At 53.1% G+C, this 15,449-nt stretch carries 18 protein-coding genes; 5 read left to right on the plus strand and 13 right to left on the minus strand.

Annotation, left to right across the window (positions count from 1 at the left end; genetic code table 11):
• Window positions 1–62: 62 nt before the first annotated feature.
• Both CPA50_RS14730 and CPA50_RS14735 read right to left on the minus strand, forming a co-directional pair.
• Complete coding sequence (locus CPA50_RS14730) at window positions 63–593, minus strand: copper chaperone PCu(A)C (RefSeq protein ID WP_096783289.1); 531 nt, start codon at window positions 591–593, stop codon at window positions 63–65.
• A gap of 153 nt (window positions 594–746) precedes the next feature.
• Window positions 747–1,085: a zinc ribbon domain-containing protein YjdM gene (locus tag CPA50_RS14735; RefSeq protein WP_096783542.1), complete on the minus strand. Its 339-nt coding sequence runs from the start codon at window positions 1,083–1,085 to the stop codon at window positions 747–749.
• A gap of 130 nt (window positions 1,086–1,215) precedes the next feature.
• On the opposite strand from CPA50_RS14735, the gene CPA50_RS14740 reads away from it, so the two are divergent.
• Complete coding sequence (locus tag CPA50_RS14740) at window positions 1,216–1,662, plus strand: YaiI/YqxD family protein (RefSeq protein ID WP_096783290.1); 447 nt, start codon at window positions 1,216–1,218, stop codon at window positions 1,660–1,662.
• A 214-nt stretch (window positions 1,663–1,876) separates the two neighbouring features.
• Entirely contained in the window at window positions 1,877–3,001 is a 1,125-nt protein-coding gene (locus tag CPA50_RS14745) for a PQQ-dependent sugar dehydrogenase (RefSeq protein ID WP_096783291.1), read from the plus strand.
• On the opposite strand, the gene CPA50_RS14750 is transcribed toward CPA50_RS14745, so the two are convergent.
• A complete protein-coding gene (locus tag CPA50_RS14750; RefSeq protein WP_096783292.1) occupies window positions 2,995–3,408 on the minus strand; it encodes a GFA family protein in 414 nt (137 codons plus the stop codon). The two genes, CPA50_RS14745 and CPA50_RS14750, sit on opposite strands and share 7 nt — an antisense overlap.
• A 296-nt stretch (window positions 3,409–3,704) precedes the next feature.
• On the opposite strand from CPA50_RS14750, the gene dacB reads away from it, so the two are divergent.
• Window positions 3,705–5,273, plus strand: a complete 1,569-nt coding sequence (dacB, locus tag CPA50_RS14755; RefSeq protein ID WP_096783543.1) for a D-alanyl-D-alanine carboxypeptidase/D-alanyl-D-alanine-endopeptidase — start codon at window positions 3,705–3,707, stop codon at window positions 5,271–5,273.
• A gap of 21 nt (window positions 5,274–5,294) precedes the next feature.
• On the opposite strand, the gene CPA50_RS14760 is transcribed toward dacB, so the two are convergent.
• The 6 genes from CPA50_RS14760 to CPA50_RS14785 all read right to left on the minus strand — a co-directional run bounded on the left by CPA50_RS14760 (window position 5,295) and on the right by CPA50_RS14785 (window position 10,381).
• Window positions 5,295–5,561, minus strand: coding sequence for a DUF2798 domain-containing protein (locus CPA50_RS14760; RefSeq protein ID WP_096783293.1), 267 nt, complete (start codon window positions 5,559–5,561; stop codon window positions 5,295–5,297).
• A 197-nt stretch (window positions 5,562–5,758) separates the two neighbouring features.
• Entirely contained in the window at window positions 5,759–6,529 is a 771-nt protein-coding gene (locus CPA50_RS14765; protein ID WP_096783294.1) for an SDR family oxidoreductase, read from the minus strand.
• A gap of 17 nt (window positions 6,530–6,546) precedes the next feature.
• Entirely contained in the window at window positions 6,547–7,236 is a 690-nt protein-coding gene (locus tag CPA50_RS14770; RefSeq protein WP_096783295.1) for a histidine phosphatase family protein, read from the minus strand.
• Entirely contained in the window at window positions 7,236–8,300 is a 1,065-nt protein-coding gene (locus CPA50_RS14775; RefSeq protein WP_096783296.1) for a phosphotransferase family protein, read from the minus strand. The genes CPA50_RS14770 and CPA50_RS14775 overlap by 1 nt, the downstream gene beginning before the upstream one ends.
• 31 nt (window positions 8,301–8,331) lie before the next feature.
• A complete protein-coding gene (locus CPA50_RS14780; protein WP_096783297.1) occupies window positions 8,332–9,153 on the minus strand; it encodes an SDR family oxidoreductase in 822 nt (273 codons plus the stop codon).
• Between the two features lie 13 nt (window positions 9,154–9,166).
• Complete coding sequence (locus tag CPA50_RS14785; RefSeq protein WP_096783298.1) at window positions 9,167–10,381, minus strand: acyl-CoA dehydrogenase family protein; 1,215 nt, start codon at window positions 10,379–10,381, stop codon at window positions 9,167–9,169.
• 146 nt (window positions 10,382–10,527) lie between these two features.
• On the opposite strand from CPA50_RS14785, the gene CPA50_RS14790 reads away from it, so the two are divergent.
• Window positions 10,528–11,421, plus strand: coding sequence for a LysR family transcriptional regulator (locus CPA50_RS14790; protein WP_096783299.1), 894 nt, complete (start codon window positions 10,528–10,530; stop codon window positions 11,419–11,421).
• Here CPA50_RS14790 and CPA50_RS14795 read toward each other — a convergent pair.
• Window positions 11,415–11,771 (minus strand): hypothetical protein, encoded by a 357-nt coding sequence (locus CPA50_RS14795; protein ID WP_096783300.1) that lies wholly within the window; start codon window positions 11,769–11,771, stop codon window positions 11,415–11,417. The genes CPA50_RS14790 and CPA50_RS14795 overlap by 7 nt on opposite strands.
• Before the next feature lie 187 nt (window positions 11,772–11,958).
• On the opposite strand from CPA50_RS14795, the gene CPA50_RS14800 reads away from it, so the two are divergent.
• Window positions 11,959–13,128 (plus strand): isocitrate/isopropylmalate dehydrogenase family protein, encoded by a 1,170-nt coding sequence (locus tag CPA50_RS14800; protein ID WP_096783301.1) that lies wholly within the window; start codon window positions 11,959–11,961, stop codon window positions 13,126–13,128.
• Between the two features lie 64 nt (window positions 13,129–13,192).
• Here CPA50_RS14800 and CPA50_RS14805 read toward each other — a convergent pair whose 3' ends face one another.
• From CPA50_RS14805 to CPA50_RS14815, 3 genes are read right to left on the minus strand one after another with little or no spacing between them, the layout of a single operon-like run.
• The gene (locus tag CPA50_RS14805) at window positions 13,193–13,762 is read right to left on the minus strand and encodes a DUF1439 domain-containing protein (RefSeq protein ID WP_096783544.1); all 570 of its coding nucleotides are present in this window, start codon (window positions 13,760–13,762) and stop codon (window positions 13,193–13,195) included.
• Window positions 13,763–13,815: 53 nt separating this feature from the next.
• Window positions 13,816–14,007 (minus strand): CPXCG motif-containing cysteine-rich protein, encoded by a 192-nt coding sequence (locus tag CPA50_RS14810; protein WP_096783302.1) that lies wholly within the window; start codon window positions 14,005–14,007, stop codon window positions 13,816–13,818.
• 10 nt (window positions 14,008–14,017) lie between these two features.
• Window positions 14,018–15,244, minus strand: coding sequence for a pyridoxal phosphate-dependent aminotransferase (locus CPA50_RS14815; protein WP_096783303.1), 1,227 nt, complete (start codon window positions 15,242–15,244; stop codon window positions 14,018–14,020).
• Window positions 15,245–15,449: the final 205 nt, after the last annotated feature.

Below are 15,449 nucleotides of genomic sequence, written 5' to 3' on the forward strand. Positions count from 1 at the left end.
TGACACTTCCAGCGCACTTTATCAGGCACTGAAAGTATCACTGGCGGTTCAAGTTGAAACGATCAGTGATCCATCTTGTGTTCAGAATGGTCCATCTTGTGTCCGGAGTGATCCATGTCCGGCATATCCATATCAGCGTCCAGAGACTGGACGCTTAACTCTACATCAATAGCTTCCGCGCCTTTGAACTCCAGAGTCAGAGGAATCAACTCCCCCTCTTTCAGCGGCGCAACAAGCTGCTCCAGCATCAGATGGTAACTGTGAGGTTCAAGTTCCACAGTTCCACCCGCAGGTACTGCAAGGCCGTTCTTAACCGGCTGCATGCGCATAACTCCGTCTTTCATAAGCGTTTCATGAATTGAAACATGATTTGCTCTGGGCGTACTTGCGCCAACCAGCATCACTTCCTTGTCGCCATGATTTCTGATAACCAGATAACCCACACCCATGGGCGTGCCAGGCGGAGTCGGCCGGCTCCACGGGTGATCGATATCAATGTTCCCGTGGGAATACTCATGAGCCATCGCAACATTGGCAAAGACCGATGCGATCAATGCGCCACTGGCGAACAGCAGTGTGATTAGTTTTTTCATGGTGTCTCGCGTCGCTACTGTTGAACCGAAAATGATTGTTATCACGCTTTATGGTCGTAATGCCCATAGTGTTACTTTCAGGCCAGCCCGACGCAAGAAAAGCCATGCGACCAATGGTCGCATGGAGCCAGCCAGAGTCCGGCACTTCAAATATCAGATCTTTTTGACAAACTCGGACTTGAGTTTCATGGCACCAATGCCATCGATCTTGCAATCAATATCGTGATCACCATCGACCAGACGAATACTCTTGACCTTGGTGCCCACCTTAACCACAGAACTGGAGCCTTTTACTTTCAGGTCCTTGATTACAGAAACACTATCTCCGTCCTGAAGTTCATTTCCGTTGGCATCGCGCACCACTTTACCCGCTTCTTCTTCGGCAACTTCTGCTTCTGTCCATTCGTAGGCGCACTCTGGACAAACAAGCTGAACACCATCTTCATAGGTATATTCAGAACCGCACTTGGGGCAAGGTGGAAGTTGGGACATTCGCGTTTCCTCGTAGTTGAATTTACGGGGGATTATACCACCAACGTTCCAGCAGTGGCCGCCAAGTGGAAGGCAAGGGCCAACAACGGGTAAACTGCGCCATAAAACCAAACCGCCTGAGGAAACCGCCATGCCAATCTGGGTCGATGCCGACGCCTGCCCCGTTCCCATTCGGGAGATTCTCTGTCGGGCAGCCACGCGCTGGCAAATCCAGACCACGTTTATTGCCAACCATGTTATCAAACTGCCCCCCAGCCCCTATATCAAGGCCAGGCAGGTTATGCAGGGTTTCGATGTGGCAGACAACGAGATCATGGATCAGCTCAACTCTGGCGACCTCGTCATCACCCAGGATATTCCTCTGGCGGCAGAAGCCATTGAGAAAGGCGCTGATGTGTTTAATCCAAGAGGACAGGCTTTCACCCGGGAAAATATCCGCCAGCGACTGGCCATGAGAAATTTTATGGAAGAAATGCGTAATGCCGGGCAGGTGACTGGTGGTCTGGCACCATTCAGCCAGACCGACCGGAAAGAATTCGCAGACAAGCTGGACAGCTGGTTACAGCGCAACCGTTAACCCGGCAACAACCAACGCAATAAAGAAACCAGCCCCCGCTGCAATCTTCAGCCCTTCAATCATTTCCTGTTCTGCTGTCATGATCGCGTCTTCCCTGGTTTATGACGTTGACACTTCTGGTGAAGAACCCAGGCCTGCTACTCTTGGCAGAACAGGCTTATAGGAGATACTAATAGCATTGATTATCATTTGCAATAATCAGAGGAAGACAAACATGCGACCTTACCGCTCCCTGCTTCTGCTTTGTGCTTTGTCGATCCCGGGACTCCCCCACGCCGCGGAAAAACAGACGTTCAGTTCTGAAACAGCTCGTTTCAAACTGCAATCCGTTGCGGACAACCTTGAACATCCATGGAGCCTGGCCTTTCTTCCCGGTGGTTCCATGCTCGTAACCGAGCGAACTGGCAGGCTCCGTGTCATTCGGAACGGAAAGTTGTTACCCCAGGCTGTGCCAGGCCTTCCTTCACTCGTTGTATCCGGCCAGGGAGGATTATTCGATGTTGTTCTGCATCCGGATTTTGAAGAAAACCGCATACTCTTCCTGAGTTACGCACATGGTTCCAGTGAAGGCATGACAACCCGGGTTGCCCGCGCCTCGCTTGAGAACGGTCAACTAAAAGACGTAGACATCGTATTTGAAGCACTCCCACGTTCAGGAGCATCGCGGCATTTCGGTGGCAGAATGGCATTCGACACCTCCGGCTACCTTTACATTTCTGTCGGCGACCGCGGTGATATGGACAGAGCTCAGGACACTACAGACGATGCCGGCGGCGTCCATCGCATTACCGTTGATGGCGAGCCGGCACCGGGTAATCCCGGGCTTAATGACCCAAACATCAATAACACCCTGTTTACCTGGGGAAACCGCAACATTCAGGGCATGGCTCTTCACCCCATCACCGGTGATATATGGACCCATGAACATGGCCCGCGGGGCGGAGACGAAATCAATATCCTGGAAGCCGGCACCAACTACGGGTGGCCCGAAATAACCTATGGCATTGACTACTCAGGACTTCCGATCTCTCTGAAAACTGAAAAGGAAGGTATGGCGCAACCCCTGCATTACTGGGATCCATCCATTGCGCCTTCAGGGATGGCATTTTACACAGGCTCCGACTTCCCTGAATGGCAAGGCAGCCTGTTCGTGGGAGCGCTGAAACTGAGAAAACTGGTTCGTCTGGACGTGACTAACAGGCGGATAAACGCGGAAGAGGATTTACTCACCAACCTCGGGGAACGTATACGTGATGTCAGAAATGGCCCCAATGGGAGCCTGTGGCTGCTGACAGACTCACCCCGGGGGAAAGTCTATCAGGCTGTGCCGGTTCAGTGAGGATCCCCCGTACGTTCAGTTTTTTCGTACTGAGGTACTGCATCGGTGATCTCAAACCAGTCAGACTTTGAGCCGGTATAAACATGCTGTGCCGGCCCTCTTCCCAGGGGTTCATTGATGACGCCGACCCGCAACCGGAGAATGCCGGGAATCGCATCCACGCGACTATATAGATGACTACCACAGCGACTACAGAAAGCCCGGTATTTACCCGGGCGCGACTCATATTCGGACACCTGATCCTGCCCCGATAAAAACCTGAAACGTATTTTCTGCACCGGAGAACTGGCAGAAAACGCACTGCCATGGGCACGGCGGCACTGGCTGCAATGGCATAACGAAAGCGGCCCCAGAGGCCCTTCATATTCAAATGTAATATCACCACACAGACACTGGCCGGTATACATAGATTTCCTGTTTATCATTTCATGTTCCGAGCGCGCAAAAATTCACTCAATCGATCTTCAGGATACCTACCAAAGTACCCATAAAACCAGAGCACTATCTTACCTATCTGATAAAACGCTTCTCCACAGCCTTACACTCGGTCACAAAAACCCAATACAAACTAGCAGGCTACTGGCATTTTTTAACGTCATGTAGAGGTTTTCTGCATAGTACAACCCCCAAAGATGAGCTATTGTTAATTTCAGGACGTCTTCTTCACATACCTTATCAAGCGACCACTATGGTGATTCCGGGCATGCCGCACTCAAACAGCGCAGGAAAAGTCTCTTTTCGGCAAAAGCGTCCAGCGCTGGCTTTCGCAGCAGTTCTTGCATTGTCCCCTGCTCTGGCATACCTGCCATCTGCTCAGGCTGCAGATGACGACGGCCCGGGTTACAGCGACAATCGCCTCTGGGCCAGCCAGATGCGCGACTACGCCATGAAATCCCTTAAAAGTGAAGAAGCGCTGAGCATGGCTGCAGTGCCGTTGAACGGTCCCGGTATAGATCAGAGCATCAATGCCGATGTACCCATGAGCCCCGGCTCTATAATGAAGGTGATCACCACCTATGCCGCACTGGAAATTCTTGGCCCCACTCATCACTGGAACACAGATTTCCTGACAGACGGCGAGTTAATTGGAGATACACTCAAAGGCAATCTTTATGTGCGCTTTGGTGGTGACCCCAAACTCACATTTGAACGGCTCTGGGGCACTCTCCGGGAACTCCGTGATATGGGGATCACCCGCATTGACGGTAGCCTGGTGCTTGATGGCAGCTATTTTAAAACAGATGGCGGTTTCCCGGCATTTAAAGATAACGGGAACAATCCGCATGCACCATTTCTGGTTGAGCCATCAGCCTACCTCACTAACCTCAACCTCATGCATTTCCAGATTCGTGCCGATGAGCGAGGCACTCAGGCCTGGAGCACACCGGCACTAAGCGAAATTGTTATTGATAACCGGGTAACCGCAGTGGCAGAAGGCCCCTGCCCGTCACGACGCAGTTTCAAATGGGAGCCAGTATTTCAGGACGGGGGAAGTGTTACCGTGCGGGTAACCGGCGAGCTTCCACAGGGTTGTCGCACAAAGACCTATCTTTCCCTGCTTCCCCACGAACAATACAGCGCCTCAATGATCCGGTCCCTGCTTGGAGAGATGGGCATAGTTATTTCCGGCGGGAACCTGAACGGATTAACCCCGGAAAATGCCCGACTGATGATGAAAACCACATCACCAGATCTGGTGACCATGGTGCGGGATATTAATAAGTGGAGCAGTAACGTGATGGCCAGGCAACTTCTGCTGACCATCGGCGCGCAAAACCGCAAGGACAATGAGAACGACGACCGGGTTGCCGGCATCAGCGCTATTTACGAGTGGCTGGAGAACAAAGGGATTGATACCACAGGAATGGTTATCGACAACGGTGCCGGACTAACGCGCCACGGCAGAATCACCGCGCGACAAGGCACCAGAATACTACAGCACGCCTGGAACAGCCCCTACGCCTCTGACCTTATGGCCTCCATGCCAATTATAGCCATGGACGGAACCATGGCCCGGCGCTTGCGCAACACCGGCATGGATGGCGAGGGTCGAATCAAGACCGGCTACCTGGAAAACGTCCGTTCTATCGCCGGCTTTACACGGGATGAAAATAACACGACCTGGGCCGTTGTGGGCATGGTGAATAACGATCCTGCCTGGAATGGCCAGGCTGTGCTGGACCGGATTCTTTATTCCCTGCATTTCCGGCCGCCTACGGGAACCGCTCTCTCCCAGGCCACCCCAGGCTCTTCCGGACGCTCAATCCAATAACAGCCAGGCGTACTTGCCAGTTCAGTTTGCAGAAGTTGGCTTGTCGTCCTTGTACAACCGCCCCAGAGTCACTTCAGTGAGTTTGACTGCGATGGGAGCGATAAAGGTAATCAATGGGAAAGCAACCGCCCATGCGACAAGGAACCCCGCGCCCCAGCGAGAAAAATATTCGCTGTCTACTCCTGTGTTGACGAAGGTAATTACCCCTGACATCAGCACTGACATCATTCCAGACATGTAAAATCCGAACACAAGCTGACGCACGCGTGCTGGTTTGATTCGGCTCATGAGTTCTGTTCCTAAGGTTTCAAGTCTTCCGACACCAACTGTCAAAGCACAATCACGCCATGGTAATGAGCTTACGAATTTTATTCGACAGATTTTTTCCGGGGCAGATGCGATAGGGGCAAAGCAGAACCAGGCGGCGACCTTGAAGCCCTTACGTAACGCCAGGGCTTCAAAGTCGCTTCAGACGCTCAAGACCATTAAATCGTGAGATAGCCGCCGTCTGCATTAATGCAGGCACCCGTGGTGTAACTGGAGGCTTCCGATGCCAGATACAGCACTGTGCCAGCCATTTCACTCGGGTCAGCCACACGCTTCATGGGAATGTGTGCCATAGCCTGCTTCTTGATCGCTTCATTGGTGGTAAGGGCACTGGCAAACCTGGTATCCGTCAGACCCGGCAGCAGTGCATTCACACGAATATTCTGCTGGCCCAGTTCCATGGCGAAAGATTTCGTCATGGAAATAACGGCGGCTTTGGTGATGGAGTAGATGCCCTGGAAGTGCCCCGGGTTCACACCGTTTACCGATGCAACATTAACGATTGAACCACCGCCATTCTTCTTCATCAACTGCGCGCCACGGGCACACATAAAGAAATACCCGCGAATGTTAACATCAACGGTTTTCTGGAATGCACCAGGATCCGTGTCCTCCACCGGGCCAAAATACGGATTGGCTGCCGCATTGTTAACAAGAATATCCAGCTTGCCATGCTCTTTTTCAATATGGGCCCAGATAGCTTCGATCTGTTCCATTTCACCAATATGACAGGCATAGGCCTCAGCGCTGCCCCCTGCGTCGCGAATGCTGCCTGCCACGGCTTCGCAGGCGTCAATCTTGCGGCTGGTAACGATCACGTGTGCACCATAGTCCGCCAGAGTTCGCGCAATGCTCTCGCCAATGCCTCGGCTGGCACCAGTAATCAGGGCAATTTTGCCAGTCAGATCAAACAGGTCTTTCTTACTCATTCGTTCACCTCAATATGCTATCGGAACGTCACCAGGGCGGGATCTTCCGCTTCCAGATGGCTGTAATTATTGAAAACAGACAGGCTACGACGGCCAGCGGAATATAAAACCCGCGTGACGCTGGTATTGGCGATAACATCATTCAGCCCCAGCGCACGCTCATCTTCCAGACCCAGAAGATACTGACACACAACCGCGATAGGCCCCCCAGACGTCGAAACCAGTACATCACCACCATCTGCGTACTCGATCATTTCATCAAATGCAGCAAGCACCCGGGTTTTGAAATCTGTCCATGTCTCTTCGTATTCTGCGTCGTACTTCCCTGAGGCCCATCGACGCACCGCGTTGACGAACTCTTGCTGAAACGCCGCCGCAGGTTTCGGAAATGCGGCAAGATCCCTTGCCATAATCTGCCGGTCACTCCACTCAGGCCGGTAACGGTTAACGACAGAAACATGATCGAACTCGTTGAAACCGGGAGCTACCTGCATATCCGGTAACTGCGCACCGTAGCCCGTTGTAATGGCTTCAACGGTTTCCCTGTGGCGCTGCAGGTCGCCGCCAAAAACTGCCGCCGGCGTGATTTTATCAACCATCCAGCGACCAAGAACTTTACCTTGTTCCCACCCCTTCGGAGACAACTGGTCATAGTTCTCTTTTCCGAAACTCGCCTGACCATGCCGTACAAGGTACACAGTAGCCATTACAGGGAGCTCTCCGAAATCAGGCGCTGGCAGCGTTTTTCAAGATAGTTGGCAGCATGACCAAAGGCAGCAAAACGCTTGTCGCTGGTCTGGCCATGATAGAAGCGGTAATAGATCTGCTGGACAATTACTGCCAGACGGAACAGCCCGTAAACCTCATAAAAATCGAAGTTACCTGCTCTGAAACCGGACTTTTCCATGTAGTAGGCCACCACTTCCTTGCGCGTCAGCATGCCGGGGCGGTGGGTTGGCTGACGGCGCAGCATCTGGAACGGACCTTCGTCATCTGCCTCGATCCAGTAAGCAAGCGTGTTGCCCAGATCCATAAGGGGATCACCTATGGTCGCCATTTCCCAGTCCAGCACCCCAATCACCTCAAAGGGGTTGTCCGGGTTCAGCACAACATTGTCAAAGCGGAAATCGTTGTGGATAACAACCTGTGCAATGTCCTCTGGCATTTTGTTGTTCAGCCAGGACATAACAGCCTCAAAATCGCCGACATCGCTTGTATGAGACTTACGGAGACGGTCGCTCCAGCCGCCAATCTGGCGCTGGACATACCCCGGCCCCTTACCCAGATGATCCAGCCCGGCTGCCCTGGCATCGACACGATGTAACTCCACGAGTTTATCGATCACATTCAGGCAAAGTTTACGTGTGTCAGCTTCATTCAGGTCCAGATCTTCGGGGAAATCCTGACGCAGGATGATGCCCTTCAGTCGCTCCATCACATAAAAATCGCACCCCAACACACTGTGATTATCACAAATCGCAATGATCCCTGGCACATATGGATAGACGGGCTTCAACGCCTGCATCACCTTTGCTTCGCGCAGCATGTCGTGCGCAGACTTTGCGATTTTGCCAAAAGGTGGACGGCGCAAAACAAACGAACGGTCTCCGTAGTCCACCTGATAGGTCAGGTTGGATGCCCCCCCCGGATACTGGCGGATCTCTGGCTCACCAGTTAAGGCCGGGATTGCGCCTTTCATAAACCGGTCAACTGCCGGAAGATCCAGTTCCTCACCTTCGCGGATGTCTTCTGCCTGATCAATCTGGGTCATTCATGGCTCTCCTTTTATTCAAGCGTTCCGGTCAGGCCTTTGCCTTACCACCCATCTTCTTCATCCAGCGCTTGCTCTCCTCGTACATCAAACGATCAAACGCCCAAGGGGCAACACGCTTGAGCATCCACAGGCGACGCTCCCTGGCATGAGGCAACACCCAGAAATTCCTGTTCTTTACCGAGCGCACAATATCTTCGGCAACGTGATCTGCCGAAATACTGGAGCGCTTCATCAACTTACCCACGTTCTGCTGAATACCCGGTATATCCGAACGCATGCTGCTGGCCAGGTTGGTCTGGAAAAATGCCGGACACACACAGCTCACATGAATGCCATCATCCCGCAATTCCTGGCTCAACGTCTCCGACAAGGCGATAACGCCTGCCTTGGATACATTGTAGCTGTCCATAAGCGGCGCCAGCATAAGGCCCGCCATGGAAGCAATATTCACAAACGCCCCCGAACCCTGTTTCTTGAACTGCGGTGTAAACGCTTTACAGCCCCTCACCACTCCCAGAACGTTGATATCAATAATCCACTCCCAGTCCGCCATAGTGGTGTCTTCGATCGAGCCGGCAGACGCAACACCGGCGTTGTTCACCACAACGTCAACACCACCCCACTTCCGGGTGAGGTCTGCACAGACCTTCTCCAGATCGGTCAGACGCCGGACATCACATTCCACAAAGTAGCCCTCGCCACCGGCATTATTGATTTCCTGCTCGACACCAACGCCCTGATCGGGATTAATGTCACCGATACAGACCCTGGCACCTTCTCTGGCATAACGCAGCGCAATGGCACGACCAAGGCCGCTTGCGCCGCCTGTTATGAATACTCGTTGTGTCATAGTGTTTTCCGTTTTATTGGTTTTTATATTTACGCAACTCAAGGCGAGCAACAGTCGCCCTGTGTACTTCATCCGGTCCATCCGCCAGCCGCAATACCCGTGCATAGGCAAACAACTGGGTCAGTGGGAAGTCGTCATCGCTCACACCAGCACCGCCGTGAATCTGGATTGCCTGATCAACAATGGTTTGCAGCATCGAAGGGACAACCGCCTTGATCATGGCAACCTCCTGAATTGCACCTGCAATACCCTTGGTGTCCAGCGCCCAGGCACATTTGAGTGTCAACAAGCGAGCCTGCTCAATAGACATACGGGCATTGGCAATAATATCCGGGTTACCACCAAGCTTGGCCAGTGGGCGACCAAACGCCTCGCGACTTGTGGCCCGCTTGATCAGCAACTCAAGCGTACGCTCAGCTGCTCCGATAGCACGCATACAGTGGTGCACACGGCCAGGCCCAAGGCGCCCCTGAGCAATCTCGAAGCCGCGTCCCGGGCCGGCAATAAATGCACTCTTCGGCAAACGAACATTGTCAAACAGCACTTCACCATGGCCGTATGGTTCGTCATACTCGCCGAACACCGGCAGCATGCGCTCGATTTTCACCCCCGGTGTATCCAGAGGTACCAGAACCATCGAGTGGCGGCGGTGTTTATGGGCATCAGGGTCAGAAAGGCCCATGAAAATCGCAACCTTGCAGTCAGGGTGACCAATACCGGTGCTCCACCATTTGCGGCCATTCAGCACCACTTCGTCACCGTCAACTACTGCAGTCGCTTCCATGGTGGTTGCGTCAGATGATGCTACCGCCGGCTCAGTCATGCAGAATGCTGACCGGATTTCTCCACTAAGAAGGCGGGGGAGCCACTCAGTCTTCTGCTCCTCGGAGCCATAGTGAATCAGTACTTCCATGTTGCCTGTGTCCGGCGCATTACAGTTAAAAATCTCAGGCGCAATAAAGCTGCGACCGGTCTCTTCTGCAATCAGCGCGTAATCGGAGTTAAGCAGACCACAACCATACCTCTCATCCGGAAAGAACATATTCCAGAGCCCCTGGGCCTTGGCCTTGTCCTTCAGCTCTTTGATAACCGGAAGCACAACCCAGCGGTTTTCAAGGGACGCCAATTCCTTATGGTATTGAGCTTCAACCGGGAATATCTCTTCCGCCATAAACGCTTTTACACGCTTGAGATAATCCTGACCTTTCTCGGAGATACTGAAATCCATTGTCTGATCCTCATAGAAATTACACATACTGGTGCCATGAACATAAGCACATTGATGCCAGTCTATGACTACGCCAACTATTACGCGACTGAATTATTTTAATCGTTTACTATTAATAATATTTATTAATAAAGGGTATTGCTACTATGGCCAGCACTCGCCTGGACCTCAATCTTTTGCATGTTTTTGACACTATCTACCGGGAAGGCAGCCTTACCCGTGCCGCAAAGGCACTACACCTGACGCAGCCGGCCGTCAGCCATTCACTGGCACGCCTGCGGGATCATTTCGACGATCCCCTGTTTACGCGGCAGGGTAATCAGATGATGCCAACACCCCTGGCCCGCCGCTTCCTTGAGTCTATGAAACCCGGACTTACCCAGATTCAGGGCGCGGTTAACCAGTTCCATGCTTTTGATCCGGCCAATCAGCGCAAAACCTATTCTCTGGGCCTAAGGGATGTTCTGGAATCAACCTTTCTGCCCCAGCTTATGCAGCGACTGGACCCCTATCCGGAACTGGAAATTGTCAGCAAGCGTATTCCTCGACGGGATATGGAAACACAGCTTGCGGCCGGCAAACTGGACTTCGCTGTTGACGTACTGCTACCGGTCAGCAGCCAGACATCTCACGAATTGCTAAGGCAGGACAGGCTTGTGGTTCTGGCACGGGAAGGTCATCCCCTGGCATCACAGGCTCTGGACATGGACAGGTACCTTTCAGCACGTCACATACTGGTTTCATCACGCACGGAAGGCCCGGGAATCGAAGATTTTGAACTATCACGGCTAGGGGTTCAGCGCAGTATCCGCCTGCGCTGCCAGCACTACTACGCAGCCTGCCGGGTCGTGGAAGCGACCGATCTTCTGCTGACTATGCCGGAAACCTACGCCAGAATCATTTCGGAGCGCGCCAGTATTACAATAATGAAGCCTCCAGCAGATCTGCCGTCACTCGATGTGCATTTATACTGGCATAAAGCTTACAGTCAGGAGCCGGCTTTAATCTGGTTCAGGGAACAGCTCAACGCGATTCAGTAAGCACCTACAAGGGCAAGGAAGCCAAAAAGCCCCATAGCCGTAATCCCAAGTGAAGCGACCACAATACCAAAGCCCCACCAGACAGCCGCACCATCAGAAATATCAACACCGTGACCTCGCAGCGTACGGTAAAACGCCCAGGGGCCAAGCACAAACGAACCGACTACAGCAAAAACCAGCCCGACACTGATACCCGCAAATGTCCAGGTTGCAAGCACCGTGGCACGGTCTGATACGCCTTCTCTGACTCCATGATGCTCGAGAAACTTTTTACAGAAAAACCAGACCAGTGCATACAGGATTGCAACAAAAACAAGGGCGCCAATGATGGTAATAAGTCGATAGAGCAACGGGACCGTCCTGTAAGTTCGTTAAACCAATTTTCGGCGTTAGTACGCCAGCTACTGCGGACACTATAAACGCTGGGCCCCATAAGGGTAAAACGGCTTTATTTACCAGCTCGGTGGCGTCTCGTGTCCAGAGGGCTAAACTGGGCTTGTTATCTATACGCGTCAATTTGAAAAAGGAGTCGCCAACATGGCCCAAACTACCCGCATTGCTGTAACGCCGGGAGACGGTATTGGCCCTGAAGTCGTAGGGGAAGCAATACGCTGTCTGGAAATCCTGCGTACCAGGCATAATCTGGCGCTTGAATGGACCCGTTTCCCCTGGCCCTCCCACGCCTGGCATCAGGAGCATGGCGAATCCATGCCTGAAGATGCACTGACGCAGCTCAAAGCCTACGACGCCATACTGCTTGGCGCGCTCGGTGATCCGGGCCCGCTGGACGATCCGAACCGTTATCTTTTAACTGACAGCGTTTCGCTGGCACCCTTGCTGGACATGCGTAAAGGCTTTGATCAGTGGGTGTGCGAACGCCCTGCCCGACTGCTGCCCGGTGCCCGCCAGTATCTTGCCGATGAGCGGGCCAAAGACATAGATATGCTCGTTATCCGGGAGAATTCCGAAGGTGAGTATGTCAGCCAGGGCGGACGGCTCCGTAAAGGAACCGAGGATGAAATCGCGACCCAGATGGAGGTATTTACCCGCAAAGCCACCAATCGCATTATTCGCTATGGCTTCGAACAGGCCCGTGCCAGGGCAGCGGAGCGCGTTCAGGAAAGCCGCACCAGGACCTTCTATACCCTTGACGGTTCTCGTGATGGGCGCCCCTGTGAAAGTCAGGTATGCCTGATCACCAAGCGTAACGCGCTGCGTTACTGGGGTGATATGTACACCGAAGCATTCGAGGAAATCAGTAAAGAGTACCCTGATGTCGCCACGCACCATGAACTGGTCGATGCAGCCTGTATGAAGTTCGTACAAAGCCCGTGGGCATTCGACGTGGTTGTCGCCAGCAACCTTCAGGGAGACATTCTGACGGATCTTGCCGCAGTGCTCTCTGGCGGCATGGGCGTTGCGCCTTCCTGCAATCTCAACCCTACGGATCCGGATATGCCGTCCATGTTTGAGCCTACACACGGCAGCGCTCCCGACATTGCCGGCCAGGGCCTGGCTGACCCCACAGCCATGCTGTTTACGGCCGCCCGCATGCTTGAGTGGCTTGGGAGAAAAGACGCGGCTATGGCAGAGGCAGGTAAAGAACTGTTCAGCGCTGTGGCAGCGGATCTGAAGGAAAACTCCGGCGCACAGCGAAGGACACAGGAGGTCGGCGAAGCGATCTGTCAAAGACTGTCAGCAGCCTGACAGGATGCATCATAAGCAGGGCCAGGAAATACTTCCCTGCCCTGCTTTTCCAAAAAGCGGCTACTTACTCAGCCATCACGAATTCGAGACGACCGGGTGCCACCCGGATATCCATAGGCACCATTCCGAACATCCGCTGGGCGAGTTTGGTGTCATCCAGACGATAAACCGGCATGGTTTCCAGCATCTGGGCAACAACTCTCATCACACTGTCTGTGACCGGCGCAAGATCGCCCTTGAAAAAGCCTGAATCGACACTGCTTTCAAGGAGCTTTATTCTGCGAATGTAAATAGCTTTTTCCTGACTGTCATAGACCGGCGCACCTTCAACTTTCAAAGCGATATCAACCGGCAGCTTGGCCAGAAACGCATTCAGTGCGACCTGTCCTCTGACATCAATCACAGCCACGTCACGGCCATCCGGACCCAAAGTAATATCCGCATCATCAAGGCTTAAGCTTAGCGGCGACCCGCTTTTCAGCTGCATGCGATCGTAATCACGAACGACGTCCTGCAGGTGACTTTCCAGTTCTCCTTCCGAGATTGAATAGGGGGACAGGCTGGCACAGCCACTGGACAAGGCAAGCACGAGTATAATCATGCCCCAAAGGCCACTCAGGCGCAGTTCATTCATCATTTGTTCTCCATGTATTGAGCGCTTACCCAAGGGCAGGCACCTCAGGCCACTTACTCATTCTCGGCCCGCGCCTCTACGTGAGGAGTGAGGTTATCATCAAAAACAACCCGCAACAGAATGGGCTGACAGCATACCTGGCAGTCTTCCACGTATTCCTGCTCCACTACTGACGGATCAACGCTGACATCCAGCGTCTCCCAGCAATAGGGACACTGGATAAGTACAGAATCCAGGGCCGACATAACTCCCCCCTCAGAACTGTTGTTTAGCCATCCATGGAATGATGCGATCAAACGCTGCATCAAGCTTCTCACAGCTGGTCGAGAAACTGATACGAACTGCGTTTGTAGAGCCTTCGCCAAAGGCATCCCCGGGCACCATGCACACTCCGGTTTCCTTGAGCATGCGCAGCGCCAGATCAGAACCATCAACATGGGGAGGCAAGGCCGGGAACGCGAAAAATGCGCCGCCAGGCTTATACCCGGTCATGTATGGGGTCTGCTCTATCAACTCCACGACTTTGTCCCGGCGTTCCCGGTAAATATCCAGCATGTCAGCGACACACTGCTGATCGCCCGTCAGAGCCGCAACACCGGCAAACTGGGACGGTGTATTCGCAACCGATGTGGTGAACATGTGATAGCGTCTCAGGGATTTGATTGCCGCCTGGCTGGAAATCACCCAACCGACGCGTAACCCCGCCATACTGTATGTCTTCGAAAAACTGCTGATGCACATGATGTTGTCCAGGTCCATGGAGCAGTTCAGGACACTGGCAAAATCCTCGTCATCAAAAATGAGGTGATCATAAACCTCGTCGGCATAAACCTGTATGCCCCGGTAAGCGCACTCTTCCAGAATGGTTTCCACCGTGCTGCGGGGATATACAGCTCCGGTCGGGTTATTCGGGTTGTTGAGTATCAGGGCAAAAGTGCGCGGCCCCATCGCCTTGATGACCTCATCCGGATCAAGCTGATGATTATTTTCCGCATGAGTCGATACAAACTTGACCTCCCCGCCATTCATACGGATCAGAGGCGCATACAACAGGAAAGAAGGATCGGTCACGATAAACTGACGCCCTGGCGCTGCAGTCGCAGAAATAGCCAGGTACATTGCTTCAGTGGCACCGCTGGTAACCAGAATATTGTCTCTGGTAAGTTTGCGGTTATAGCGCTTGCCATAGTAGTCCCTCAGGGCTACCAGTAACTCGGGCAGACCGGCGTCCATAGTGTAGCCGGTCTGCCCCGCATTCAAGGCATCAATATACGCATCAATAATATGTCTGGGGGTCGGCAGATCCGGCTGGCCGATGGATAGGTGAATAACATCCTTCATAGTGGCTGCCATATTCACCATACGCCGGATACCCGGCACCGGAACCGCCTGCATGGCTGGATTCCAACTGGCCTTGGTTTTCCGGTACTTCACTTTACGTGGTGCATCCTGGCCGGTATCTCTGTTGGCGGCGCCTACCATAACAACCTCCTGAAACGGGAACGATGGCGAAAATCAACTACCTTGCAGGTTAGCCAGTAAGGTCTGGGCATACAAGGCAAAAACATACAAACATTGTGCAGGCATAATTTACCTGCCTGAAAACCCTTTTACCGGAAACACCGGGTTGACCCGATCGCATCCGCCTACCAGACTGTGTCGAGAGACTGAGAGTGTGAAAGGAAAC

Source organism: Marinobacter sp. ANT_B65 (genome assembly GCF_002407605.1).
In the GTDB taxonomy this organism is placed as follows: Bacteria; Pseudomonadota; Gammaproteobacteria; order Pseudomonadales; family Oleiphilaceae; genus Marinobacter.

Coding starts and splice junctions, on each gene's coding strand:
- CPA50_RS14735 (WP_096783542.1), bottom strand. CDS start 1,085: ATGTCCCAACTTCCACCTTGCCCCAAGTGCGGTTCTGAATATACCTAT.
- CPA50_RS14815 (WP_096783303.1), bottom strand. CDS start 15,244: ATGGTAGGCGCCGCCAACAGAGATACCGGCCAGGATGCACCACGTAAA.
- CPA50_RS14805 (WP_096783544.1), bottom strand. CDS start 13,762: ATGAATGAACTGCGCCTGAGTGGCCTTTGGGGCATGATTATACTCGTG.
- CPA50_RS14785 (WP_096783298.1), bottom strand. CDS start 10,381: ATGGATTTCAGTATCTCCGAGAAAGGTCAGGATTATCTCAAGCGTGTA.
- CPA50_RS14810 (WP_096783302.1), bottom strand. CDS start 14,007: ATGTCGGCCCTGGATTCTGTACTTATCCAGTGTCCCTATTGCTGGGAG.
- CPA50_RS14775 (WP_096783296.1), bottom strand. CDS start 8,300: ATGACCCAGATTGATCAGGCAGAAGACATCCGCGAAGGTGAGGAACTG.
- CPA50_RS14800 (WP_096783301.1), top strand. CDS start 11,959: ATGGCCCAAACTACCCGCATTGCTGTAACGCCGGGAGACGGTATTGGC.
- CPA50_RS14765 (WP_096783294.1), bottom strand. CDS start 6,529: ATGAGTAAGAAAGACCTGTTTGATCTGACTGGCAAAATTGCCCTGATT.
- CPA50_RS14750 (WP_096783292.1), bottom strand. CDS start 3,408: ATGTATACCGGCCAGTGTCTGTGTGGTGATATTACATTTGAATATGAA.
- CPA50_RS14760 (WP_096783293.1), bottom strand. CDS start 5,561: ATGAGCCGAATCAAACCAGCACGCGTGCGTCAGCTTGTGTTCGGATTT.
- CPA50_RS14730 (WP_096783289.1), bottom strand. CDS start 593: ATGAAAAAACTAATCACACTGCTGTTCGCCAGTGGCGCATTGATCGCA.
- CPA50_RS14770 (WP_096783295.1), bottom strand. CDS start 7,236: ATGGCTACTGTGTACCTTGTACGGCATGGTCAGGCGAGTTTCGGAAAA.
- CPA50_RS14780 (WP_096783297.1), bottom strand. CDS start 9,153: ATGACACAACGAGTATTCATAACAGGCGGCGCAAGCGGCCTTGGTCGT.
- CPA50_RS14790 (WP_096783299.1), top strand. CDS start 10,528: ATGGCCAGCACTCGCCTGGACCTCAATCTTTTGCATGTTTTTGACACT.
- dacB (WP_096783543.1), top strand. CDS start 3,705: ATGCCGCACTCAAACAGCGCAGGAAAAGTCTCTTTTCGGCAAAAGCGT.
- CPA50_RS14745 (WP_096783291.1), top strand. CDS start 1,877: ATGCGACCTTACCGCTCCCTGCTTCTGCTTTGTGCTTTGTCGATCCCG.
- CPA50_RS14740 (WP_096783290.1), top strand. CDS start 1,216: ATGCCAATCTGGGTCGATGCCGACGCCTGCCCCGTTCCCATTCGGGAG.